The sequence below is a fragment of the Lactobacillus sp. M44 genome (assembly GCF_058130005.1).
Genome location: NZ_CM176707.1, coordinates 332,813 through 358,862 on the forward strand (window position 1 = coordinate 332,813; position 26,050 = coordinate 358,862).

The window sequence follows — 26,050 nt, forward strand, 5'->3', positions numbered from 1 at the left end:
GTTATCGGTACCAAGATCCATAAAAAAATAGTTGGCGCTTTTTGCACCAACTATTTGATAACTATTTTGTTGTACCTCGTTTAACAAGTTTAGGATCGACTAAAATATTTCCTTGCGGTGATCCTGATTGATTTATTTTTTGTAATATCATACTTGCTAACATTTCACCTATCTTAAAAATTGACTGTTTGATTGTAGTTAACTTAGGATTAGATACTTGATCTAAAAATACCCCATCAAAGCCTATCACACCAAAATCTTCTGGAATATTGCGATTTTTTCTTAATAATGCACGTTCAATTCCTATTGCAATTCTGTCACTTGCACATATAAAACATGTATTAGCTTTAAATTCATCCCAATGCTTATTAATTAAATCTTGCGCCTTTCTTGAATGATTTGGCACCCGATAAATTTTAGGAATAATTTTATTTTGTTGTAGTGTATTGATATACCCCGCTTCTCTAGAATATTCAAATGGTTCTTTAACATCAATTCCAACAAATATAAGGTATTGATAATGTACTTTTAAGGCATATTTTGTGGCCATTACCTCACCTTGTTGATTATCAGTATCTACAAAATCATAGCCTTGTCTATTTTCACCAAATAATACAAGCGGTTTATTTATCTGATCAAAAAATGCATAGTCTTCATTTCTTGCTCCTGTGACAATATAGCCATCACAATTATTGGGCATTTCATTTTTTGAAGTAACTAATTGCAATGCATATTGTCTTTTATTTAAACCTTGTGCAACACCAAATAATAAATTCATATAATAAGGTTCAGTTGTATCAATATCTTCTAAAATTACAAATTTAATTATATTTGTACGATTATGAACTAATGCTCTTGCAATTGAGTTTGGATGATAATTTAAATCATTCATTGCTTTTTCAACTAAGCAACGTAATTCTTGAGTTACTTGTTCCGGATGATTTATTACCCTTGAAACTGTCATTTTTGAAACATTAGCTTTTTTTGCCACATCGTACAATGTTACCACTTAATTTACTTCCTTTAATCCAAATACATTTGACGAAAAATATCTAAATCATGCTGCTTAAATCCCAGTATTTTGATAAAGAAATTATCGAAACTGCCCCAACCAGCTCTAATTGTTTCAGTAATTCCTAAAATCGCTGTACCTTCGCCCTTAGTCACGTTCATTTGGTTAACCATATTAGCAATCTCATCTTCTGAGGGAGGATTTTCAATTCTAGAAAAACCATACAATTCATTTGTTAATAAATAGTCTCTAGCAATTTGGTCATCACTGACTTTTAATGCCATTAAAATTAGCGCAGCGCACATTCCTGTTCTATCTTTTCCTGCACTACAGTGAAATACCAATGCCTGTTGCTTAGGCAATTTTAATAATTGTTCAAAAACTAAAGCAAACATTTTTTGACTATGCCGATTTAACAAAACTTGCTGATAAATATCTCCTAAATAATTATCTAACTTAGGTATATGATGTAAGAACTTCTCTAATTTATGTTTATTATGAGTAATATCATCAGTATTTTCTGGATAAAGATGCGCATCAATATTCTCAACATTAGGCCACAGTTTATCAGGGCTCATTTCTTGTTCATATGGAGATCTTAAATCACAATCAACGGTAACATTTAACTTTTGCAAGCTATCTAAATCTTTTGAAGATAAGCTGCTAAGTGAGTCCGAACGGTATATTTTTCCCCATTTAACAGTTTTCTTATTTTCATTTTTATAGCCACCAATATCACGAAAATTGGTAGCACCTGTTAATTTAACTAAACGATTATGTGCCATAGGTTTTACCTCGCATTTTGCGTTAATTATACCATGTAAGAATTATATTGACATTTATTTTTTGACTGTTTAATTATTGGTTCTATTTGTTACTATAAAAGCATAAAATAAGAATGAAAACTCTGTTTAGATTAAGAGGAAAAAACATGGATAATTTTTGGCAAAAATTTAAAGCTAATACACCATTACGTAGAATGGTTGTATTATTAGTGATTATTGCTTGCTTATATGAAGCACGTGCAATGATGAATATCATTTTATTAACATTTATTTTTACATATTTAGTTGTACATCTCATAAAACTAATCCAAAAACATTTTCCAAAAGTGCCAACTGGATTAATCGTCAGTATCACTTACATTTTAATTTTATTAGCATTATATTTTGTAATTACAATTTATTTACCAATGCTAGTGAAACAAATTTCCAAAATCTTTACTTCTGTAATAGCCTTTTATGAAAGTGACAAATTGTTGTGGGTGATAAAAGCTGCTAATCGCTATATTAGTCATACTGAACTTCTCAATCAAGCAAAAAAAGGCATGGGAATCATGGTACATACTTTAAGAAATGTAGGTACTTTAACTATTGCCACTTTTATGTCATTAATTCTGAGTTTCTTTTACACAATTGAGCTCAAAAAAACAAATAAATTTTCTAATTTATTTGTTAAAGCTGGCATCTTCAAATGGTTTTTCCAAGATGCTACATATTTTGGCAAAAAATTCAGTAACACCTTCGGAGTAGTATTAGAGGCACAATTTTTCATCGCTATTTGCAATACCGCACTAACCATGATCTGCTTAGCTTTTATGAAAATGCCACAAATAATTGCACTAGGATTAATGGTATTCATTTTAAGTTTAATTCCTGTTGCAGGCGTTCTTATCTCACTAGTACCTTTAAGTATTATCGGCTATTCAGTAGGCGGTATTCGTTATGTGATCTATATATTTGTAATAATCTTAATTATCCATGCAATTGAAGCTTATATATTAAATCCAAAATTCATGTCTAGTAAAACTGAATTACCAATATTTTATACATTTTTAGTCCTACTTGTCGCAGAAAAATTTTTAGGTACTTGGGGATTGATAGTTGGTGTGCCGATTTTTACATTTTTGTTAGATATTTTAAACATCAAAACAGTAAATAAAGAAAAAAGTAGGTAAAAAAATGAAAATAGTAATCGCACCAGATTCATTTAAAGGCTCATTAACTGCTAAACAAGCTGGCAATGCAATATATGCTGGACTTAAAAAAGTCCTACCACAAGCACAATATCAAATAATTCCTATGGCAGATGGCGGCGAAGGCACCATGCAAGCACTAGTCGACGCAACAAATGGAAAAATTTATCGAGCAACAGTTCATAATCCATTAAATAAACTAACTTTCGCAAAATATGGAATATTAGGCGATCATCAAACTGCAATCATAGAAATGGCACAAGCCAGCGGACTGCAATATGTAACTTCTAAAACAGCAAATCCTTTAATAACTACTTCATATGGAACTGGTGAATTAATACTGCAAGCTCTAAATTACCATGTAAATCATATAATTATTGGGCTCGGTGGTAGTGCAACCAATGATGGAGGTGCTGGAGCATTGCAGGCATTAGGGATAAAACTGCTTGACTCTAAATTCAACTCAATCGAATTAGGAAATAATGCACTAAAAGATCTTAAATATATTGATACAACAGATATCAATCCTCAATTAAAAAATGTAAAAATCACTTTAGCTTCAGATGTACAAAATCCATTATTAGGAGCAGCTGGTGCATCATATATTTTTGGAAAACAAAAGGGAGCTAGTGATGATATGTTGAAAATTTTAGATGAAAATCTAGTACATTTTTCTAAGATAGTTGCTAACTTTATTCATAAAGATTTATCAGATATTCCAGGAAGTGGAGCAGCTGGTGGTTTAGGATTTGGGTTATTAGCATTCACTAATAGCAAAATTCAATCAGGAATTGAAACTGTTTTACATGCTATTAATTTTAAAACAGAAGTTACTAATGCCGACTTTGTCTTCACAGGAGAGGGAGCTACAGATTATCAAACAAAGTTTGGTAAAACCCCTTACGGAGTCGCAAAAGCTGCTAAGAAATATGCTCCAAATTCAACAGTTATTTGTTTAACAGGAAACATAGGACAAAATATTGACGTCTTATATGATTACATTGATAGCATTTTTGCAATTGAAACTGGTGCACAAAGTCTTAAAGAAGCAATTATCAAATCAACATCAAATATTACTATTACTGCTGAAAATATTGGCAGCTTAATCAAAAAAGTGCAATAAAAAAAGAAAAGACTCTCATCTTTCCTTCTCACTTTACTCCGGTTGCCAGGTTCGAACTGACGACATCTTGATTAACAGTCAAGCGCTCTACCAGCTGAGCTAAACCGGATTATTAAAAAAAAGCACGGCAGCTACCTACCCTCGCAGGCAGTTTCCCACCAACTACTCTCGGCGTTAAGAAGCTTTACTTCCGTGTTCGGCATGGTTACGGGTGTTTCCTTCTTGCTAGCGCCACCGCACTTTTCTTCCTCTTTTTGAGCTCTTACACTCAAAACTGAATAACAACTTCCTTACCTTACAATCTCTTTGGTCAAGTTCTCGACTGATTAGTACTGGTCTGCTCCAGATATCACTATCCTTCCACTTCCAGCCTATCTACCTCTTAGTCTTAGAGGTGTCTTATTGCTTTACACAAAGGAAATCTCATCTCGAGGGGGGCTTCGCACTTAGATGCTTTCAGCGCTTATCCCGTCCACACTTAGCTACCCAGCGGTGCCATTGGCATGACAACTGGTACACCAGCGGTGTGTCCATCCCGGTCCTCTCGTACTAAGGACAGCTCCTCTCAAATTTCCTACGCCCACGACGGATAGGGACCGAACTGTCTCACGACGTTCTGAACCCAGCTCGCGTGCCGCTTTAATGGGCGAACAGCCCAACCCTTGGGACCGACTTCAGCCCCAGGATGCGACGAGCCGACATCGAGGTGCCAAACCTCCCCGTCGATGTGAACTCTTGGGGGAGATAAGCCTGTTATCCCCAGGGTAGCTTTTATCCGTTGAGTGATGGCCTTTCCATGCAGTACCACCAGATCACTAAGCCCTAGTTTCCTACCTGCTCGAGTTGTCTCTCTCGCAGTCAAGCTCTCTTGTGCCTTTACACTCTATGAATGATTTCCAACCATTCTGAGAGAACCTTTGGGCGCCTCCGTTACTTTTTAGGAGGCGACCGCCCCAGTCAAACTGCCTGCCTGACACTGTCCCTGATTGCGATTTTCAACCTAGGTTAGGGCAACCGTAAAACAAGGGTAGTATCCCACCAGCGCCTCCAGCAAGACTAGCGTCCTGCTTTCTCTGGCTCCTACCTATCCTGTACATCTTTTACAGTTACCCAATATCAAGCTACAGTAAAGCTCCATGGGGTCTTTCCGTCCTGTCGCGGGTAACCCGCATCTTCACGGGTATTATAATTTCACCGAGTCTCTCGTTGAGACAGTGCCCAAATCATTACACCTTTCGTGCAGGTCGGAACTTACCCGACAAGGAATTTCGCTACCTTAGGACCGTTATAGTTACGGCCGCCGTTTACTGGGGCTTCAATTCGCGCCTTCGCTTGCGCTAAGCGTTCCTCTTAACCTTCCAGCACCGGGCAGGTGTCAGCTCCTATACGTCATCTTACGATTTTGCAGAAACCTGTGTTTTTGATAAACAGTTGCTTGGGCCTCTTCACTGCGGCTGATCTTTCGATCAGCGCCCCTTCTTCCGAAGTTACGGGGCTATTTTGCCGAGTTCCTTAACGAGAGTTCTCTCGCTCACCTGAGGATACTCTCCTCGACTACCTGTGTCGGTTTGCGGTACGGGTAATACCTCTCTTGCTAGAAGCTTTTCTTGGCAGTGTGACTACATAACCTTCGCTACTTTAATTTCGCTCCGCGTCACAGCTCAGACTTCCTAAAAATAAGCATTTTACTCATCTTTATCCTTACTGCTTGCACATGGATTCCAGCTCCATGCGTTACTTGCCTCCTGCGTCCCTCCATCGCTATTAACGATTAGTATTAGTACAGGAATCTCTACCTGTTATCCATCGGCTACGCTTCTCAGCCTTACCTTAGGCCCCGACTTACCCTGGGCGGACGAGCCTGCCCCAGGAAACCTTAGTCTTGCGGTGGACAGGATTCTCACCTGTCTTTCGCTACTCATACCGGCATTCTCACTTCTAATTGCTCCACCAGTCCTCTCGGTCTGACTTCTCCGCTATTAGAACGCTCTCCTACCACATACTTTTTCAAGTACATCCACAGTTTCGGTACTATGCTTAGCCCCGGTAAATTTTCGGCGCGGCGTCACTCGACTAGTGAGCTATTACGCACTCTTTGAATGATTGCTGCTTCTGAGCCAACGTCCTAGTTGTCTGCGCAACTCCACATCCTTTTCCACTTAGCATAGATTTTGGGACCTTAACTGGTGATCTGGGCTGTTTCCCTTTCGACTACGGATCTTATCACTCGCAGTCTGACTCCCGTGTATGGATATCTGGCATTCGTAGTTTATCTGGATTCAGTAACCCCTGACGGGCCCCTAGTCCAAACAGAGCTCTACCTCCATTATCCTTTCTCACGAGGCTAGCCCTAAAGCTATTTCGGAGAGAACCAGCTATCTCCAAGTTCGTTTGGAATTTCACCGCTACCCACACCTCATCCCCGCAATTTTTAACTTACGTGGGTTCGGCCCTCCAGCCAGTTTTACCTGGCCTTCAGCCTGGACATGGGTAGGTCACTTGGTTTCGGGTCTACGTCAACTAACTTATTGCGCCCTTTTCAGACTCGCTTTCGCTACGGCTCCGTCTTTTCTGACTTAACCTTGCTAATTAACGTAACTCGCCGGTTCATTCTACAAAAGGCACGCCATTACACTTTAATGTGCTTTGACTATTTGTAGGCACACGGTTTCAGGTTCTCTTTCACTCCCCTTCCGGGGTTCTTTTCACCTTTCCCTCACGGTACTGGTTCACTATCGGTCACTATCGAGTATTTAGCCTTACGAGATGGTCCTCGTCGCTTCAATCGGGATTCCTCGTGTCCCGACCTACTCAGGAGAATACTCACACTTCGCTTCGATTTCGACTACAGGGTTCTCACCTTCTTTGACTTACCTTCCCAGATAATTCGTCTATCTCTGCTCTTATGCTTTATCGTATTTCCTACAACCCCATAAAATAAATCCTATGGTTTAGGCTCTTTCCTGTTCGCTCGCCGCTACTAAGAAAATCGATCTTTCTTTCTCTTCCTGCAGCTACTTAGATGTTTCAGTTCACTGCGTCTCGCCTTTATCAGCTATGTATTCACTGATAAATAATGCATCTCTGCACTGGGTTCCCCCATTCGGATATCTCCGGGTCTTAGCTTACTTACTGCTCTCCGAAGCCTTTCGTGGTTCGTCACGTCCTTCTTCGCCTTATAGTGCCTAGGCATTCACCGTGCGCCCTTTTCTACTTGACCTAACTTTTTCGTTCGATCGCTCTCTATTTACGCTCTCGGTCTTTTCTCTTTGATTGTCTCGGTTTTTTTCGTTGTTATTCAGTTTTCAATGTACTAACTCATGAATGATTTCTCATTCAATGGAGGCTAACGGGATCGAACCGATGACCTCCTGCGTGCAAAGCAGGCGCTCTCCCATCTGAGCTAAGCCCCCAAAAATATACATATAAGATTATTATAGTCCAGAAGTTTTAAAACTTCAATGGGCCTAAATGGACTTGAACCATCGACCTCACGCTTATCAGGCGTGCGCTCTAACCAGCTGAGCTATAGGCCCGACTAACGCTATGCGTTAAATATTCAAATCTGAGAGTTACTACTCTCAAAACTAAACAAAGTTTCTTTAGTGTGCTTCCTGGTCTTTGGATACTTCTCTTAGTATTGCTACTCTCCATATCCTTTGCCTTTTCCTTAGAAAGGAGGTGATCCAGCCGCAGGTTCTCCTACGGCTACCTTGTTACGACTTCACCCCAATCATCTGCCCCACCTTAGGCGGCTGATCCCTTGCGGTTATCTCACCGACTTTGGGTGTTGCAGACTCTCATGGTGTGACGGGCGGTGTGTACAAGGCCCGGGAACGTATTCACCGCGGCATGCTGATCCGCGATTACTAGCGATTCCAGCTTCGTGCAGGCGAGTTGCAGCCTGCAGTCCGAACTGAGAACAGCTTTCAGAGATCCGCTTACCTTCACAGGTTCGCTTCTCGTTGTACTGCCCATTGTAGCACGTGTGTAGCCCAGGTCATAAGGGGCATGATGACTTGACGTCGTCCCCGCCTTCCTCCGGTTTGTCACCGGCAGTCTCATTAGAGTGCCCAACTTAATGCTGGCAACTAATAATAAGGGTTGCGCTCGTTGCGGGACTTAACCCAACATCTCACGACACGAGCTGACGACAGCCATGCACCACCTGTCTTAGTGTCCCCGAAGGGAATGCCCAATCTCTTGGGTTTACACTAGATGTCAAGACCTGGTAAGGTTCTTCGCGTTGCTTCGAATTAAACCACATGCTCCACCGCTTGTGCGGGCCCCCGTCAATTCCTTTGAGTTTCAACCTTGCGGTCGTACTCCCCAGGCGGAGTGCTTAATGCGTTAGCTGCAGCACTGAAAGGTGGAAACCTTCCAACACTTAGCACTCATCGTTTACAGCATGGACTACCAGGGTATCTAATCCTGTTTGCTACCCATGCTTTCGAGCCTCAGCGTCAGTTGCAGACCAGAGAGCCGCCTTCGCCACTGGTGTTCTTCCATATATCTACGCATTCCACCGCTACACATGGAGTTCCACTCTCCTCTTCTGCACTCAAGATTGACAGTTTCCGATGCTATTCTTCGGTTGAGCCGAAGGCTTTCACATTAGACTTATCAATCCGCCTGCGCTCGCTTTACGCCCAATAAATCCGGACAACGCTTGCCACCTACGTATTACCGCGGCTGCTGGCACGTAGTTAGCCGTGACTTTCTGGTTGATTACCGTCAAGTCAAGGGCAGTTACTCCCCTGACCTTTCTTCACCAACAACAGAGCTTTACGATCCGAAAACCTTCTTCACTCACGCGGCGTTGCTCCATCAGACTTGCGTCCATTGTGGAAGATTCCCTACTGCTGCCTCCCGTAGGAGTTTGGGCCGTGTCTCAGTCCCAATGTGGCCGATCAGTCTCTCAACTCGGCTATGCATCATCGCCTTGGTAAGCCGTTACCTTACCAACTAGCTAATGCTCCGCAGGTCCATCCTTTAGCGACAGCTTACGCCGCCTTTTAAGCTTCAATCATGCGATTAAAGCTTTTATCCGGTATTAGCTTCTGTTTCCAAAAGGTATCCCAGACTGAAGGGCAGGTTACCCACGTGTTACTCACCCATCCGCCGCTCGCCTGTATCTATTTCCATTCCGAAGAACTTCTATAGGCAGGCTCGCTCGACTTGCATGTATTAGGCACGCCGCCAGCGTTCGTCCTGAGCCAGGATCAAACTCTCAATTTTAAAAGTTTGAGCTTTTTAGCTCTAGATTTTTTTGATTTGTTTATCTCAAATTTATTGCTTGCGAAATTGACTTCGCTTATTTGTTTTGGGTTCTTACACCCGCACACTATTTAGCGAAACTTTGTTCAGTTTTCAAAGTACTAACTTGCTTTGTAAAAAGCCTTTATTAGTTTATCATAACTCGTTCTTTCTTGTCAAGAACTTTTTGATAAATCTTTTGCGCCGCTCAGCCTTTCAACTGACGACATCTAAATATATTACTAGCTTTGTTTCTCTTTGTCAAGAACTTTATTCTTTATTTTTTAACTTCTTGTTCAAGGCTTTTAAGCTTCTTGTTTTATATCTTGGATATCGTTTTTTGCGACTTAAATAATATATCATTTATCCAGATTTTTGACAAGCTTTTTTCGTAATTATTTTTACAAAATATTTTTATTTCCTATCTAAAGCAATATTGATCGTCGTCATCTTCCTAATCTATACCATTAGCTCGCCTTTTCATTTCTTTGATTGAATTTCGTTCAACTACATAGCTCACTCCTAAAAGCACAAGCAAAGCCAATGCAAGAAATGGATTAATTAATAAAAATGCCAATGAAACAACACAAAAAATAAAAGTAATCAAACTTATCAATCTATAAAAGTGATGATTTCTAATTTTTTGTGCATTAGTAACAAGAACTCAACATCATGGTGCGAAAAATAAATTATATAAAGAAAAGAAGTTGCAACTAAAAAAGCGTAAAAACCGTGAAGGCTCAAAACAAATAAAAAAATATTATAAATTGTGCAAATAATACAAAGAGCAATAAATATTTTCTTCACTCTAATACTATTAATCGGGTTCAGAGTGTGATCGGGATTAACTAAGCAGGTTCTGAGCTATTCCAATTATATTCATCAATAAAAAAGTAAAAACTAGCTACAAAACCTAATTCTTTAAAAAATAAGTCAATACCGCCAAAAATGGGAGTGAAAATAAGAATAATCATCCCTACTACACCTACCCAAGGAAGCACATTTTCAATTTTTCGATTTCGGATGAACTTTTTAGTATGGGGATCCATTTTTGGGCACTTCTTTTCTTTAATATCAACTTGCATTTGACCAGTATAACAGCACCATAATGTCAAAGTTCAACAAAATATACTCAAATTAAAATCAAAACAGCGATCTTAGTCAATATCAAAGTCTAGATCGCTGTTTTATTAATTGTTTTTTTACAGAAACTAATATAAAATTGGGAGTCAACTTCTATTAAATAAGATCAATGCATCTACTTAATATTTTTTAAAATTAAATATGGTTGATGCACTTAGATGCATACCTTAGCTCCTAAATATAACTAAATTTTTTCCATAATAAAGAGGTTTCTAAAATGTTTGGCATAACTTTTAAAAAATTACGAAAAAATCAAAGTATCTCTCTTGCGCATGCAGCTGAAGGTGCAACTTCGGCCTCTACCCTTTCGAGATGGGAAAATGGGCACGGATATATTGACATTGATATTTTCATTACATTACTTGAAAATATTCATATTACTCCAGAAGAATTCTTTTCTATTACTGTTACCTCTTCTAAGATGGCGTTCATCGACTCTTTACAGCCAGCTTATGATTCTAATAATGATAGAGAATTTAAAAAAATTGGCGAAAAATGGCTCAGCATCTATCATAATTCTCATGATTCCGAAGACCTTTTTAAAGCAGCTATCTGTTATCAAACTTATGCAGATATCACTTCCAAAAATATTTTTCCTAAAGATGATGCTAAAAAGTTAGCTGAAATTTTTTCAAATATAACTTATTGGAGTTATCATTACATTGCTATGTTTGGAAATTGTCTATCCTTATTACCTCCAAAAGAAGTATATGGAATAGCTATGATGATAATGAATAATATAGAAGAAATTAAAAAAAGTGGTTTTGAACAATTTGTAGATTGCATAGGTACACTTTTAAATGCAGTCTACTTTCTGATTACTACAGATCTTCATAAAGCAAAGTTACTCTTAAGTAGAATGGAGGACGTCCATCTTTCTTTATACATTTTAGATTATAATATTGAACGTAATTTCTTGAAGAAACTAATTGATTATTGCATAAGTGGCAACAAAGTCCCAGCTCTTAGTTATTTATCTGTAATTAAAGGATTAGACATTCCTGGAATGTATGATCTTTACAAAAAAAGTATGATCATGTAATCAATCCCCAATAAAGTATATCCTTAATATAGGATGAGAAAAAAATATTTTGCAATATTGCAAAATATTTTTTTATTTTTCATTAAAACTATTGTTATATCAATAATCTTTCTAAAAAATTAAATTTATTCTTTCTATTTATTTCACATATGAAATAAATTAAAATATTATTTTATTTTCATGTCATACTTGTTACATAAGATGATTTTAAAAATAGCTTAGTACTTAAGCTAGGGAGGAATAATTATGAAATCGAAAAAAGTCATTACTTTATGTGGTGCATGCCTTATGATGACATCAGTATTACCAACATCTGTAGCTTTTGCAGCAGATAAAGTAATTAGTAAGTCAACTCTATAATTAGTTATATACTATACATGAAATGAGTTTTTTCATTATCGGAGGAATTAACAATGAACTATACAACAATTTTAGCTGCAGGTGTTGCAGCAATAAGTATTGGCGCAGTAAGTACAGGTAATGTTCAAGCTGCATCGTCACAATTTGTAAAAGACTCAAATGTCGTACAAATCACAACTGGAACTAATGTATATACTCATGCAGGTCAAGGCAAAACAAGTAGAATTCTACCAGTCTACTCTAACTGGAAATCATTCGGTTATACTGTGATTAACGGAGTAAAATGGTTTAACTTAGGTGGTAATCAATGGATCAGTGCAGAAGCTACAACATACAGTAAAACCCCTACTTCTTCTACATCATACTATGGCGCTACTCCTAAAAACGGTGTGATTACTGTCCACTACATCCCAGGTTATGGAATTGCAGTATACTCACAACCTGGCAAAAACATCATCCCTGGTCGCTATTTAAAACATGGCACTTCTTGGAAATACTTCCAAACAGCTAATGTTGAAGGAATGCTTTGGTACAACTTAGGTGGTAACCAATGGGTTCCTGCAAAATACACTACCAGCAACGATCCTGAATCAGTTGCTAAATATGTTTACAATAAAGTAAGTATCCAAAAAATCACTAACCCTAAAGGTGCACAAGTATACAGCGATCCTAACTCAGGTGTTTCAACTGGTAGAGTATTGCCTGTAGGTTCTCGCTGGAAGAGCTTCAAAGTAATGAACAACGGGGTTATTTGGTACAACCTAGGTGGTAATCAATGGATTAGTGAAACTGATACATTTTAAACTGCAATATAATTTGACCACATAATTGATTTTTTAGAGCGCGCATTTTTGAGCGCTCTTTTTTTATAAGTTAGTAAATCAGTTGTATAGTCTAGAAAAAATCGATAAAATTATAACTACAGTAATTTAAAGGAGGATTTTTATATGTCACCATTAATATGGATCTTAATTATCTTAGTAGTCTTAATTATCGCAGTTTATATCTCTGCATATAATGGCCTACAAAAATCAAAAGTTTACACAGAGGAATCTTGGAGCCAAATTTCAGTACAATTAAAGCGTCGAAATGATCTAATTCCTAACTTAGTTGAAACTGTTAAAGGTTATGCTGCACATGAAAAAGACACTTTTGCTAAAGTAGTGCAATTGCGCAATCAATTGACTAGCATTCCAACTGATGATCATCAAAAGACAATGGAAGTATCCAATCAATTAAGCGACACATTAAAGAGTATTTTTGCCTTACAAGAAAACTATCCAGATTTAAAAGCTAATCAGCAATTCAACCAATTAATGGAAGAATTAACCAACACTGAAAATAAGATTGCTTATTCACGCCAACTATATAACTCAAGTGCTGCTCAATATAACCAAAAGCTATTGACTTTTCCTTCTAATATTGTGGCTTCAATTCACCACTTTACTAAAGTTGATTACTTACAAGTACCTGAAGCAGAAACTGCAGTACCAAAAGTTTCATTTAAGGAACAATAATGCTGTATCAACAAATTACCAGCAACAAAAGAAAAACTGTTTTAGTAGTTTTCATTTTTACGCTGATTCTAGCTGCCACTGGTGCAGGAATCGGCTTTATTTTTAATAATTGGCTAGGTGGCATCATCGTTGCCTTAATTATGACTGGGATATATCTACTTATTGTCTTGCAAAACCCAGCTAATATGGTAATGGCACTTAATCGAGCCCATCAAGTTAGTGAAAAAGATCATCCAGAGCTATTTCATGTTGTTCAAGATATGGCAATGGTCGCAAGAATTCCCATGCCTAAAATCTATATTATCAACGATAAAAGCCCTAATGCCTTTGCGACAGGGCGCGATCCAAACCATGCAAGTATTGCTGTAACACAAGGTTTACTAGATATGATGAATCGAGAAGAGTTAGAAGGAGTTATTGGTCATGAAGTTTCTCATATTAGAAACTATGATATCTTATTATCTACTATCTCAATTGTAATGGTTGGAGTAATAACTTTTTTGTCAGGATTAGCTACTAGAATTTTGTTTTGGTGGGGCGATGATAGCGATAATGACAATAACAATAATGGCATCACACAAATAATAAAAATAGTCTTATATTTATTCACTATTATTCTAGCTCCACTTGCTGCAAGCTTAGCTCAGTTTGCTTTATCTAGAAATCGTGAATATTTAGCAGATGCATCATCTGTATATTTAACCAGAGACCCTCAGGGATTAATTTCTGCATTAGAAAAAATCCAAAATTCTCAACCTATGAAAAATGTCGACCCAAGTAGTACCGCCCTTTATATTGAAGATCCACTTCATAAAAAAGGTGGCTGGTCACATTTATTTGACACTCATCCATCTACTAAAGACAGGATTGAACGATTAGAACATATGTAAAAAGATTCAGGCAGCTTTCAAAATTGAAAGTCATCTGAATCTTTTTTTATTTTAAGTTAATTCTTTCTTGTCTGAATATCTTACTACGCATCACAGCAGGGGTTGTATCATAATATTGGCGGAATTTTTTATAGAAAAATGACTTACTTGAATAGCCCACTTGCTTGATAATCTCTTCTAGTGAAATATCAGGTTGTGCAAGCAATAATCTTGCTTCTTGCATTCTTTTAGAATCAACATGAGTTACAAAAGTTTGCCCTGTTTCTTTTTTTACTAGATTAGAAAAATAATTAGAATTAAAACCAAAATATTTTGCTGCTTTATCTAATGAAACATCCCGATAATTATTTTCAATATATCTATCTAAATTGCCTTGATTGAACTTGCTTTGTTCTAGCTTAGTTATTGATGCAAACTTAGCTGTCCTCAATGATAAAACTAACATATCAAATAAATAGCTTCTTGCTAAGTCTTGGGCAAACAAGTCTTCATTTAAATATTCAATTAGCATTTGCTGAATGTATTGCACTGAACGCATGACCTCAGTATTTTTCATCCATAAAAATCCCTCTTGGTTCAACCTTTGGATGATTTGTTTTTGTAAATCAATTTCAACAGAATTATATGCGTGTAATTGATTAAACAACTCTAAAAAATTAAAGTTATGAAAATGAAACTTAGTCAAAATACTATCAGATTTTTGTTTAACTTCATATAAAGCTCCTGCTTTGATTAGTAATACATTACCAGCAGTTAAAGCTAAACTTTTATTTTTGATTTTGACTACAGCACTACCTTCATGTAAAAACAATAAGACTGGTACAGTTTCTAAATGTTTATGAACATTAAAATTATGGTTTTCCAAAAAGACTGTAAATAATTTAAAACTCTTGCTAGCAGGCTTTAATCGTAGTTCATCAATATCTTCATGCTGCTCTTTTAGTGTGTTTCGTAAATAACTATTAAGTGCAAATATAGCCATTTTTTATTCTCCGTTAATAATTTTGCTTTCTAATTATTATTATAGCGGTCATTTCATTAAATAGCTTTAATACCTGCCTTCTTTTCTTTAATTCTTGCATAAATTGCTAAAACAGAAGCAATTACAATTAATATTAATGCAGCTATCATAATTTCATGTAAACCTTGATATAAAATCTGGCGCATTTTGGGTAATAAATCAGATGGTAATAATTTGGCAGATTTTGCATCAGATAAATGGTTTAGCATATCAATAGTAATTGTACGATGGGAATTTTTTACACCTCGCATTAATGCTGCATTCATAATCAGTCCATACACACTTGCCGCAACTGCAGAAGCAATCATTCTAATTAAAAATGAAAATGATGTTGCTACAGGCACATCACTTAATTGAGCATCTTGCTGCACTTTAACTTGTAATTCATTAAAGACAACTCCATTACCAAATCCCTGAAACATCCCTGCAACCAAAATTAACCAATAAGGCATCATAATATTACCAGTAGTCATTAAAATATATCCTACTAATAATGCTGCTAAACTCAACAAAATAGCCTGTTGAGCAGTTAATTTGCGTCTAATGCGCTCTACTGATAATGATCCAAATATATCAACAATTGCTGCTGGAATTTGCGTAGCACCTCCAATAAAGGCTGTTGTAGCTAAGATTCCCTGTGCCCACATAGGTGCATAAACACTAAAGGCTACCATTGCAGCCCATATCAAAACAAATAAAGTAAAGTCCATAACTAAGTCATGATTTTTAAATAAACGTCCTGGTATGACTGGATCCGGAGCTCTTTTTTCCATAATAATTAATAAGCCAAAGAAAATAAAAGCTGCCGCAAATAAAACTAATAAAGTGCCTAAGCTTGATTGTCCTATTAATTCAATTGCAATTAACATTAAAATCAATCCTGCAGTTAAACAAATAGCTCCACCAATATCAGTTTTTTGCTTTTTGTATACTTTATGTTTTTCAACAAAAAATAATTGCACCAAAAAAATTGAAATAATCGCAAATGGCACATTCATAAAAAATACCCAGCGCCAAGAAAATGCATCAACAATCCATCCCCCAACCATGGGACCCATGATTGTGCTAGCTGAATAAAATGCAGACACCATACCTAGTGTCTTCATACGCTGCCTTGGGTTTTTATAAAGATCTGAATAAATAATATATGGAATTGATACCATTCCACCATTGCCTAAGCCGCAGATCATTCTCGAAATTAGCAAAAACATCATATTAGGTGCAATTCCTTGCAAAATAGCTCCGATTAAAAACATGAAAGTTGTTAATTGATAAGCTGCCTTATTGCCAATATGTTCACCTAACTTGCTCCATAATGGAGTAGATACTGCAGTCCCTAATAAAAAGATCGCAACCATCCATCCCATATATTCAATTCCTTTTAAATCAGCAATGATTCTAGGAAGAGCAGTATTAATAATTGTATTATCTAAACCAGACATTGCATTAGAGAGTAGTAATGCAAATGTAACTATCATTATTTTTCTTTTTGACATAAAAAATCTCTTTTTTTCTTAGTATTACTCTAGTATAGTGATTGAATCTGATCTTGAATAGACTTTATAAGAGTTTTTTTGTACAATCAAAACGAAAATACCAGTGAAGGGGTGCCAATTTTGGCTGAGATAATACCCATTGAACCTGATCTTGGTTAACACCAGCGAAGGGAAATAATTATGAATGAAATTACAATAAAAAACCTAACATTTACTTATTCAAAAACTCCTATCCTGCAAAATGCTTCTTTAACTATAAATGAAAATAGTTTTGCTTTATTGATAGGTCCGACAGGTTGCGGAAAATCAACTCTATTAAAATTAATTGCTAAACTTTATCCAAAATATGGTGGCAAATTACTATCTGGCACCATTAATCTAAATAACTTATCAATTGCAATGATGTTCCAAGATCCAAGTGAGCAGTTTACAATGACTACTCCTAGACAAGAAATTATTTTTGCTTTAGAAAATATCGGAGTTAGCACGCAATATAGTAAACGGCTACAACAAGCTGTAGAAGATACTGAAATCGAACCTTTATTAGATCGAAATATCATTAACTTATCAGGCGGTGAAAAACAGCGCGTTGCTTTAGCAGTTTTAATTGCAATGAATGTAGATGTTTTTTTGTTAGATGAACCTTTTGCTAGTGTCGACCCTAATGCACGTAAATTTTTGATTAAACAATTAAACAAATTGCATCAACAAGGAAAAACTATCATTATTACCGACCATGTATTATCAGACTATGAGGGAATAGTTAGTGATATATTCCAATTTGATACAGATAAAAATATCACCCAGTTAAATTCATTCCAAATACAAGAGTTGTTCAAAAAATCAGATCAAAAAATCAAGTTACATTTTGAGATTCCTGTTTCTGATCAAAAAACTAATTTTATTTTTCAAAACACTATAATCACTCAAGGGATTCCGCTAATAAGGCAAAACCAACTCAATATTTATAAAAGTAAAATTATTTTATTAACTGGAAAAAATGGAACTGGTAAGTCAACTTTATTCAAAGTTTTGACTAAAATGTTGCCATATCAAGGTAATATCAAATATTGCAAGCGGGAAATTAAATATCGGCGTAGTTTCTCTTATTTACAAAAAGTAGCGCAGATTTTTCAAAATGCAAACGAGCAATTTTTGATGATTACAGTAAAAGAAGAAATCGAATTAAGTAAAAAGCACCGAAAAAATAGCTATTTTACAGATAAAAAAATAGCTGATACTTTGAAATTATTAAAATTAAACACTCACTTAAATCAAGTTGTGTATACCTTATCCGGTGGTCAAAAAAAGAAATTACAAATATTATTGATGCTAATATCAGGTCATGAAACTTTATTAATCGATGAACCATTGAGCGGTTTAGATGAACCGTCAAGTCAACTAGTATTGCAGCTAATTAAAGCTACTCAAAAGCAAATGCACCAAACAATTATTTTAATTAGTCATCAATTTGATCAACTAGAAGATTTTTGCGATTATCATATAAATCTATCTCATCATGCCTTGAAATACACGGAGGATATCATCTATGAATCCTAGTTTAAAAATGCTAATGTGTTTGATTTTTGCCTTAGAATTATCAATTAAGCCAGACTTATGGATGAGTTTAATTGTAATTGTTGGATGTTTATTATATTTATTAATCAAAAAAGTAAAACTAAAAAGTATTTTAATTTTATTAGTTTCACCAATACTTGCAGCAATCGTAGCTTTTGTAACTATTTATTATTTTTCACCAGGACGCAATCTAACGTATGCTTTAATTTTATTTACACGTATTTATGTTTATGTTTTAACTACCGCATGTGTTTTTAAAACAGTTTCCATTGCTAACTTAGTTCGCTCATTTGAACAAAATCTGCATTTACCAAGTAAGTTTGCATATGGAACTTTAGCTGCATTTAATATCTTGCCTAGAATGTTTCAAGCAGTTAAATTAATCCAAACATCTGCAATGATGCGTAATGTGCATTTACATATTTGGTCACCAAGACTGTATTTTAAGGCTATTTTAGTCGCACTAACTTCTGCTGAAAACCTAGCTCAAGGGATGCTAGCACATGGATATGATGAAAATAAACAACGTTCAGTAATCAAAGTAATTTCTATTACAAAAAAGGATTGGTTGATATTTGCAAGCAGTTTAATTTTGTATAATTTTCTTTTATTTTATTTATGATAAGGACTTCCTATGTTAATCATTAAACTACGATAAATCTGCTCAATTAAAACCACCCTCATTAATTGATGAGGCATAGTGAATTTTCCAAAGCTGATTAACTTATCAGCGCGCTTATTGACTTCCTCACTTGTCCCTAATGATCCACCTATTACAAAAGTTAAATCAGAATGACCATAAGTAGTTAAATCTTTGATTTGCTCTGCAAATTTTTCACTAGTTAATTCTGAACCCTTAATTGCTAAGACAAAGACATATTCTTTGTCTTTTATTTTGCTCAAAATTCTTTGACCTTCTATTTCTTTAACCTGTTGCATTTGAGCTGGACTTAATTTTTCAGGTGCTTTTTCATCAGGAACTTCTACTATACTTATTTTGGCATAGCGCGATATTCTTTTTTGATATTCACTAATTGCATCCCTGAAGTACTTTTCTTTTAGTTTACCAACACATACTATTTTGATATTCATTTTTACTTCGTCCTTTTATACACTGAATTGACAACTAATACACATAAGTTATGCACAACTGTTAATAACTTTTTCCTATATTTTGTGATTACCTTGTTTTACCCACTATATTTTGCGGGAACACAATTTCTTTGATTTTTTTCAAAAAACTTACTAACATTTTTTTGTCAATTAATCTCGTTCACAAACTATCTCGTATAATTACTATTATATCAATATTTTAAAAAGAATTAGCAACTTATTGTGAACAGATTATTAAATATATTTCACAGATTTTCCACAATAGATAATTTAGTAAATCGGTTACTTATGCACAATTCACAGTTTTATCCACAGGTGTGCACAAGTACTTTTGTAGATTAGATACTTGACAACTGTTAAATCCGAACTTAATAACGTTTCACATTATTTTAGTTAATAAAAAGCGACAGTAGCGCTATTATAGCACTATTGCCGCTAATATATTTTTCAAATTTATTTATTGCAATCTTACATTCAAGTCCATAGTTTTTCCACCACGTATTATGGTTACCTTGATTTGATCGCCTATTTTATGTTGATACAAATATTTATGCAGTGAAACAACATCGTCAACTTCATGGCCATCTATTTCTACAATAATATCATGAACTTTCATACCTGCTTTTTGAGCACTACTATTTTTAGAAACAGAGTCTACATAAACACCATTTTTAATATTTGAAGGAATCTTCAACTTATCTTTCCCATAAGTGGTTAGCTCATTAACGCCAACTACCATAACTCCAAGTTTAGGACGATTAATCTTACCATCTTTGACAAGTTGATTAATAATATTGACTACTTCATCAGAAGGAATCGCAAAACCCATCCCTTCTATAGAAACCCCATCTGTAGCTTGAGCTAATTTCATAGAGTTAATTCCTATAACTTGTCCTGCTTGATTAACTAATGGACCACCAGAATTTCCTGGATTGATCGCTGCATCAGTTTGAATTACTGTAGCTTGTCCTGTAACTTGACCATTATCATTAGTAATACTAATAGTTCTATTAGCAGCAGAAATAATTCCTTGAGTAACAGAAGTCGCATATTCACTACCTAACGGAGATCCAACTGCAATAACTGGTTGAGCTGGAGCTAAGTTTTTGGAATCACCAAATTGTGCCGTTTGACTGACATATCGACCATCAATTGTTAATACAGCTAGGTCAGTTTCACTATCAGTACCCACAATTTTAGCATTAATAGTTTTACCATTACTTAAAACTACTTGTACTTCGTCACTACCTGAAACCACATGATTATTAGTTACAATATAGCCTTTACCATTATTTTTCATGTAAATAACACCAGAGCCTTCGCTATAAGTCTCTAGTTTATTATTACCTTTAGCATTATCGCTTCCACCAAAAACACTATATGGGTCATCCGATTTTTTGGAGCGTTGTTTTTGTAAGTTAATTACTGAAACTACAGAATTTTTGACTTTTTCAAAAGCTCCTGTCATCTGTCCAGCATTTTTAGCAGCTGTTTTAGAAATTTTGGCATCATTTGAAACAGTGCCAACTTCTGGAGTGCTAGGGGAGACATCAAGTTGTGATAGCCCAAGATATGATGCCCCACCACCTAGCATCCCAGCAATTACACCAACAACAGCAGCTTTCATAATTACTGAATTATTTTTTGAAGGTTGTTGATTATTATCCATTTCATCCTCCTTTTATGGCTATTTTAAATGCAAGATTTGAATATTATATGAACAAAGATTATAAAATTATCTAAAAATCTAAATTTTAACTAATTTAGTAGGATTTTCAGGATTGGTATCAATGATCTTAACATCACTATCAATATCCGCATTACCTTTAACTAAAGTGTCATAAGCTGTTTCATGCGCTACTAGTTGATCATTATTGTGCTGACTGCGATGTGCCAAAAAAATATGCTTAGTATTTTTAGCTACAACATCAATTAACGCTTGAGCTGCATCATCATTTGATAAGTGTCCCACATCAGATAATATTCTTTGTTTTAACGGCCATGAATATGGACCGTTTCTTAACATCATATCATCATAATTAAATTCCATTAGATATCCATCTGCAGCTTTGATAACATCTTCCATTTTTTGTGATACATATCCAGTGTCTGTCAAAAATGCCATTCTTTTTCCACCACTAGAAAACACATAATATTGTGGATCTGCAGCATCGTGGCTTGTCGCAAATGCAGTTACATCTAAATCTCCAAAAGTTTTTGTTTGACCAGGTTCAATATCATTCATTTGAATATGAGGTATTTTGCCAATTTTATTAGAATCTTCCAAATATTTCCAAGTACCATTATTTGTATATGCATTAATTTGCGGATAACGCCTCATTAATACACCTAATCCGCCACTATGGTCTGAATGGTCATGGCTTAAAAATGCCATATCAATGTCTTTGATATCAACATCAATTTTTTTAAGTAAGTTTTGGATCTTTTTTCCAGATAATCCGGTATCCATCAATATCTTATGTTGCCCAGTTTCAATTAAACTGCAATTTCCAGCAGATCCACTTGATAAAACACAAACTTCCAATTATTAATTGCCCCTTTTAGTTTTTATTATCTTGTATTATTTGATCATTAAAAGCATTTACTCTTTTTACAACTACATTAGTATTAGGCTTATTTTCTATTCCAACAATCCACGTCGGCAATAAAATAGTATTTTGGCGCACATCTGTTAATTTAGAATATCCTAAATTAATCCAATCAATTTTAGAATTATTAGGTAATTGACGATAAGTATACAGTGTTTCTATTGCTTTCCAGCTACTAATTGTTGTCTGTAATTCGCGCACCGCGCGCACTTTTCCCAAATATGATTCTTGATAAGAAGTTATTTCATGATTATCAACCGTAATTTCTAATTTTGCACTAGAATCATAGATTTTACCATATTCAGTGTTTTGTACAAAAACAAAAGTATTTGCATCAGATAAATTTGGTTCATAAGTAAATTCTTTACCATATGCTACATAATTTGGATTATTTTTGAAAGCAGTAACTTGTTTTAGAGCCTTTTTGAATTTTTGACTAATTGCAATAGGTTTTTGCAATTTAGCTGATAATATTTTACTATCTTGTGAATAACTAAGAGAAATATTATCTGCTAATTTAACATTTTGTAAATAATCATTGTCTTTAGCAGCTAAATAATATCCAGTTTTTGAATCATCTGAAACTTTTGGCATATTAATATTATCTGCTTTAATTTCGCTTCTAATATTATTAATATTTCCAGTAGCTGCATTATCAGTTAATTGAACAGGAGTTTGAATCAATTCATATACTAAAAAAATATCAATTGCGAAAAAAATAATGAAAAACAGCCACTCTATTCTGCGATAATCCATAACTTATTTCTCCTCTCTAAATTGATCTGCAATTAATTTCACATTACTTTGCTGCCACTGCTCAATTGTCTTCCACTGATTGAATGCCTTGACATAGTAAGTAGGGACTAAATCTACTAAATTATCATGACCTTGATCTTTTTTCAAAGTATAGCCAATAATTATTTTTTGAATATCTTGACTATTAATTTCATTTTCTTTCAAACTAACTATTACATCATTAGTTGCAGGAATTGTTTGAGTTCTACCATCAAAAGGAATTGGTATTTGCAAATTAGTACTATTAAAAGTAGTTACAATACTATCAAAATCATATTGAACATGTACTTGAACATCATTTGCTAAAAATATAGGGGTTCCATCAATATAGTTAGTGTAGCTATATTTGCTATTGGTTCTTTCAAAAAAGCGCAGATCTTGTTGAACAAGCCCTAGCCTGTTGACATAATAAATACTATCTAACAAACGATCCGTTGCAGTTTTAGCAGTGCCTTTTTCATAGCTGACATATTGATAATTATTTGTATCAGGATTTACATCTAAATGTTTTGAATAACCTGAACTATAGACCACGCTATCATCGCGATTTCTAGTAGTAATACCAGAAGTTCCTAATAACTTGCTGACAAAATAAGATGGATTTTGATTATTAGTTAGATAGCTATATATATCAATTTTTATCGGGTGCAAATAAATAGTTGAATACGTATCATTAAACTTTTTCAAAGCTACAGGTTGCTTACTTTGAGCCCTTTCAGCATATGAGCATACTTTAGAAAAATTAACATTAGTTAAATTAACTTTGTAAATAGCATTTGTATCATCATTAGTTATATATAACTGATGCGTTTTTTCGTCAATAAATATTCGATTAATATATGCTTCTTTATATTTACTATTATTATTTACAAAAGTTGCTGTTGTAATTGTGTCAGGATATGCAAATTGTAAATAATTTGGATTAGTCATTAACTTATCATATTGCTTGCTTGATTTAGAAATTAATCGAATTGAATTAAATTTTGCTTGATTTAATTGGTTAGTAATTTCTAATGATAGGTTCTTCTTGGAATCATAAACTTGATATAATTGCTTTTTTTCATATAAATAAGCACTAGTTGGCATATAAATATTATGCAATGACTTATTTATGCGATTGCGGGATGCAATTTTTGAATTAGAAGTTGAATCAACTTGGCTAAAGCGCTGATTACTGGTCAATACAAATATCCATAATACTATCGAAAAAATAATAGCCAAAGTAGTAGCTACATGTAAAAGTAGATCTTTTAGCTTTCTATACTTCATCCCAATCCTCCCCTTCACTTACTGGTTCAAATGGTAAAGAAATATAAAAGGCAGACCCTTTTCCTTCAGCACTATCAGCCCAAATTTTACCATGGTGTGCTTCTACAATTTCTTTAGCAATAGCAAGACCAAGCCCCGTACCACCTTGTGCTCTTGAGCGTGCTTTATCAACTCGATAAAATCTATCAAATATCTTTTGTAAATCTTTTCTAGGTATTCCAAGACCTTGGTCTGCAATACATAAAATCACTTGATTTTGTGTGTTAGTCAACCTAACTGTAATTACTCCACCATCAGGAGAATATTTAATCGCATTATTCATGATATTATCAATTACTTGCATCATCTTATCAGTATCAATTTCAACCCATAAATCTTGGGCAGTAAATTCTTTTTTGATACTATATTTCTTTGAATTTTTGTTCTTATCAGTTTTAACAATCATTTCGAATCGATTCAAAATATGATTTAAAAAGTCATTGAAATTAACTAACTCTAAATCTAATTTTGAAACGCCGCGATCCATCCGAGATAAATTCAAAAGATCATTGATCATCCGAATCATTCGTTCAGTTTCAGCTTGAGTTACTTCTAAAAACTTAGGAGCTATTTTAGGATCTTTCCATGCTCCATCATTTAGTGCTTCAATATATGCTCGCATACTAGTTAGAGGTGTTCTCAATTCATGTGACACATTTGAAACAAATTGTCTTTGTTCATTTTCATTTTTTTGTTGTTCAGTTACATCATGTAACACACAAACTACCCCTGAAACAAATCCAGTAATTCTTTTAATTAACGAAAAGTTAGCATGAAGAATCATTTCATCTCTCGTGCCTTTATTAACTGTGATCATCATCTCTTGTTGATCACTAATTAAATCTTGAGCATCAACCTGCTTGTTAATTCCTAAAACTTCATTCAAAGGCTTACCAATCGCATCTTTAGCATCAATGCCTAAAAAACGCAGAGCCATTTGATTCAAAATCACTACATTTCCATGACGATCAGTTGAAATAACCCCATCAGTCATATGTGATAATACACTATCTAAGCGACGTCGTTCGCTATCTGATTGTTCTTGAGATCGTTCAATTCTAATAGCTAATGTATTAAATGCCTTAGCTAATTGACCAATTTCGTCATTTGCATAGACTTTTACCTGACCTGAATAATCACCATCAGCAATATTTAAAGCTTGTTCACGCATTTCTTCAATTGGCTTAGTAATCGCACGAGACATCAAATAAGCTAAAAATGCACTCATAAATGCGGCAATAATCGAGGCTGTTAAAAACATCAAAGAGATCTGTTTTAAATTATTAAAGACTCCTTGCATACTAGCTTTAACATAGATAGCACCCACTGGTGTACCATTTGCGACGAGTGGTGTAATTTGCACCATATAATTGCCGCGATCATTGACTAATTGCGTCACAGGACGACCTGCAGTTGCTTGTTTAACTTTTACATTAGTTGCACGTTGACCAATTTTGTTTTTGTCATTCAAATTAGACACAGCACGAATAATCCCCTTATTATCAATTACAATAATTTCACTGATTGCATTATTGTTATAATCATTAACTAATTGATTAAGATTATCATTAGTATTTTTATTATTTTTAGCTAATTGGCTAGCTAGTTGATTAGTAATAATATTAGGAATTTGAATTGAGCTTTGAAAGCTATTTACACTGCTTTGTTCCAACTGCCTAGTAAAATATGCCCCAATTATTTCAATTGTGGCTAGTAACAATAGCATAAATACCACAGCAATTTTGGTATTAATTGAATTAAAAATTTTTTTGATTATTTTCATTGCTTTTTTCTACATAATAAAAGCCACTT

At 34.8% G+C, this 26,050-nt stretch carries 19 protein-coding genes, 3 tRNA genes, 3 rRNA genes and 1 riboswitch; of the genes, 8 read left to right on the top strand and 17 right to left on the bottom strand.

Translation table 11 applies throughout. The features are described from left to right. Nucleotides 1-61: 61 nt before the first annotated feature. A complete protein-coding gene (locus AC38BG_RS01690; RefSeq protein WP_489937450.1) occupies nucleotides 62-1,009 on the bottom strand; it encodes a LacI family DNA-binding transcriptional regulator in 948 nt (315 codons plus the stop codon). A gap of 14 nt (nucleotides 1,010-1,023) precedes the next feature. Next, the gene (locus AC38BG_RS01695; RefSeq protein ID WP_489937451.1) at nucleotides 1,024-1,797 is read right to left on the bottom strand and encodes a tyrosine-protein phosphatase; all 774 of its coding nucleotides are present in this window, start codon (nucleotides 1,795-1,797) and stop codon (nucleotides 1,024-1,026) included. Between the two features lie 146 nt (nucleotides 1,798-1,943). On the opposite strand from AC38BG_RS01695, the gene AC38BG_RS01700 reads away from it, so the two are divergent. Both AC38BG_RS01700 and AC38BG_RS01705 read left to right on the top strand, forming a co-directional pair. Continuing rightward, the gene (locus tag AC38BG_RS01700) at nucleotides 1,944-2,969 is read left to right on the top strand and encodes an AI-2E family transporter (protein ID WP_489937452.1); all 1,026 of its coding nucleotides are present in this window, start codon (nucleotides 1,944-1,946) and stop codon (nucleotides 2,967-2,969) included. A gap of 4 nt (nucleotides 2,970-2,973) precedes the next feature. Next, nucleotides 2,974-4,110, top strand: coding sequence for a glycerate kinase family protein (locus AC38BG_RS01705; RefSeq protein WP_489937453.1), 1,137 nt, complete (start codon nucleotides 2,974-2,976; stop codon nucleotides 4,108-4,110). A 36-nt stretch (nucleotides 4,111-4,146) separates the two neighbouring features. Here the strand turns inward: AC38BG_RS01705 and AC38BG_RS01710 are convergent. The 7 genes from AC38BG_RS01710 to AC38BG_RS01740 form a co-directional block, all read right to left on the bottom strand. Then, nucleotides 4,147-4,219, bottom strand: a tRNA-Asn gene (locus tag AC38BG_RS01710). Between the two features lie 13 nt (nucleotides 4,220-4,232). Then, nucleotides 4,233-4,349: ribosomal RNA gene (rrf, locus tag AC38BG_RS01715) — 5S ribosomal RNA — on the bottom strand. 67 nt (nucleotides 4,350-4,416) lie between these two features. Next, nucleotides 4,417-7,330, bottom strand: a 23S ribosomal RNA gene (locus tag AC38BG_RS01720). 120 nt (nucleotides 7,331-7,450) lie between these two features. After that, nucleotides 7,451-7,523, bottom strand: a tRNA-Ala gene (locus AC38BG_RS01725). A 49-nt stretch (nucleotides 7,524-7,572) separates the two neighbouring features. Further along, nucleotides 7,573-7,646 (bottom strand) — tRNA-Ile (locus tag AC38BG_RS01730). 138 nt (nucleotides 7,647-7,784) lie between these two features. After that, nucleotides 7,785-9,348, bottom strand: a 16S ribosomal RNA gene (locus AC38BG_RS01735). Together the 16S, 23S and 5S rRNA genes with 3 tRNA genes alongside form the textbook arrangement of a ribosomal RNA operon. Nucleotides 9,349-10,214: 866 nt before the next feature. Next, entirely contained in the window at nucleotides 10,215-10,340 is a 126-nt protein-coding gene (locus AC38BG_RS01740) for a hypothetical protein (RefSeq protein ID WP_489937454.1), read from the bottom strand. 386 nt (nucleotides 10,341-10,726) lie between these two features. Here AC38BG_RS01740 and AC38BG_RS01745 point away from each other — a divergent pair, with 386 nt between their 5' ends. From AC38BG_RS01745 to htpX, 4 genes are all read left to right on the top strand, one after another. Continuing rightward, complete coding sequence (locus tag AC38BG_RS01745; protein WP_489937455.1) at nucleotides 10,727-11,551, top strand: Rgg/GadR/MutR family transcriptional regulator; 825 nt, start codon at nucleotides 10,727-10,729, stop codon at nucleotides 11,549-11,551. A 413-nt stretch (nucleotides 11,552-11,964) separates the two neighbouring features. Then, on the top strand, nucleotides 11,965-12,714 hold the full coding sequence (locus AC38BG_RS01750; RefSeq protein WP_489937456.1) for an SLAP domain-containing protein: 750 nt from the start codon (nucleotides 11,965-11,967) through the stop codon (nucleotides 12,712-12,714). Nucleotides 12,715-12,858: 144 nt separating this feature from the next. Continuing rightward, nucleotides 12,859-13,428: a LemA family protein gene (locus AC38BG_RS01755; RefSeq protein ID WP_489937457.1), complete on the top strand. Its 570-nt coding sequence runs from the start codon at nucleotides 12,859-12,861 to the stop codon at nucleotides 13,426-13,428. Continuing rightward, complete coding sequence (htpX, locus tag AC38BG_RS01760; protein WP_489937458.1) at nucleotides 13,428-14,318, top strand: zinc metalloprotease HtpX; 891 nt, start codon at nucleotides 13,428-13,430, stop codon at nucleotides 14,316-14,318. Before AC38BG_RS01755 ends, htpX begins: the two co-directional genes overlap by 1 nt. A gap of 46 nt (nucleotides 14,319-14,364) precedes the next feature. Here the strand turns inward: htpX and AC38BG_RS01765 are convergent, their stop codons facing one another. After that, on the bottom strand, nucleotides 14,365-15,300 hold the full coding sequence (locus AC38BG_RS01765) for an AraC family transcriptional regulator (protein WP_489937459.1): 936 nt from the start codon (nucleotides 15,298-15,300) through the stop codon (nucleotides 14,365-14,367). Between the two features lie 56 nt (nucleotides 15,301-15,356). Next, nucleotides 15,357-16,835 (bottom strand): MFS transporter, encoded by a 1,479-nt coding sequence (locus tag AC38BG_RS01770; RefSeq protein WP_489937460.1) that lies wholly within the window; start codon nucleotides 16,833-16,835, stop codon nucleotides 15,357-15,359. A 97-nt stretch (nucleotides 16,836-16,932) separates the two neighbouring features. Continuing rightward, a riboswitch (TPP riboswitch) is annotated at nucleotides 16,933-17,026 on the top strand. Between AC38BG_RS01770 and AC38BG_RS01775 the strand changes: the two genes are divergently transcribed. After that, nucleotides 17,016-18,395, top strand: a complete 1,380-nt coding sequence (locus AC38BG_RS01775; RefSeq protein WP_489937461.1) for an ATP-binding cassette domain-containing protein — start codon at nucleotides 17,016-17,018, stop codon at nucleotides 18,393-18,395. Its footprint overlaps the riboswitch before it by 11 nt. Next, a complete protein-coding gene (locus tag AC38BG_RS01780) occupies nucleotides 18,385-19,035 on the top strand; it encodes an energy-coupling factor transporter transmembrane component T family protein (RefSeq protein ID WP_489937462.1) in 651 nt (216 codons plus the stop codon). Before AC38BG_RS01775 ends, AC38BG_RS01780 begins: the two co-directional genes overlap by 11 nt. Here AC38BG_RS01780 and rlmH read toward each other — a convergent pair. The 6 genes from rlmH to walK all read right to left on the bottom strand — a co-directional run bounded on the left by rlmH (nucleotide 19,026) and on the right by walK (nucleotide 26,021). Further along, nucleotides 19,026-19,505 (bottom strand): 23S rRNA (pseudouridine(1915)-N(3))-methyltransferase RlmH, encoded by a 480-nt coding sequence (gene rlmH, locus AC38BG_RS01785; protein WP_489937463.1) that lies wholly within the window; start codon nucleotides 19,503-19,505, stop codon nucleotides 19,026-19,028. The two genes, AC38BG_RS01780 and rlmH, sit on opposite strands and share 10 nt — an antisense overlap. A gap of 478 nt (nucleotides 19,506-19,983) precedes the next feature. After that, complete coding sequence (locus AC38BG_RS01790) at nucleotides 19,984-21,195, bottom strand: S1C family serine protease (protein WP_489937464.1); 1,212 nt, start codon at nucleotides 21,193-21,195, stop codon at nucleotides 19,984-19,986. 78 nt (nucleotides 21,196-21,273) lie between these two features. Beyond that, nucleotides 21,274-22,071 (bottom strand): MBL fold metallo-hydrolase, encoded by a 798-nt coding sequence (locus tag AC38BG_RS01795; RefSeq protein WP_489937465.1) that lies wholly within the window; start codon nucleotides 22,069-22,071, stop codon nucleotides 21,274-21,276. Nucleotides 22,072-22,087: 16 nt separating this feature from the next. Further along, a complete protein-coding gene (locus tag AC38BG_RS01800) occupies nucleotides 22,088-22,891 on the bottom strand; it encodes a two-component system regulatory protein YycI (RefSeq protein WP_489937466.1) in 804 nt (267 codons plus the stop codon). A gap of 3 nt (nucleotides 22,892-22,894) precedes the next feature. Beyond that, nucleotides 22,895-24,199, bottom strand: a complete 1,305-nt coding sequence (locus tag AC38BG_RS01805) for a YycH family regulatory protein (protein ID WP_489937467.1) — start codon at nucleotides 24,197-24,199, stop codon at nucleotides 22,895-22,897. After that, nucleotides 24,189-26,021 (bottom strand): cell wall metabolism sensor histidine kinase WalK, encoded by a 1,833-nt coding sequence (gene walK / locus AC38BG_RS01810; RefSeq protein WP_489937468.1) that lies wholly within the window; start codon nucleotides 26,019-26,021, stop codon nucleotides 24,189-24,191. Before walK ends, AC38BG_RS01805 begins: the two co-directional genes overlap by 11 nt. Nucleotides 26,022-26,050: the final 29 nt, after the last annotated feature.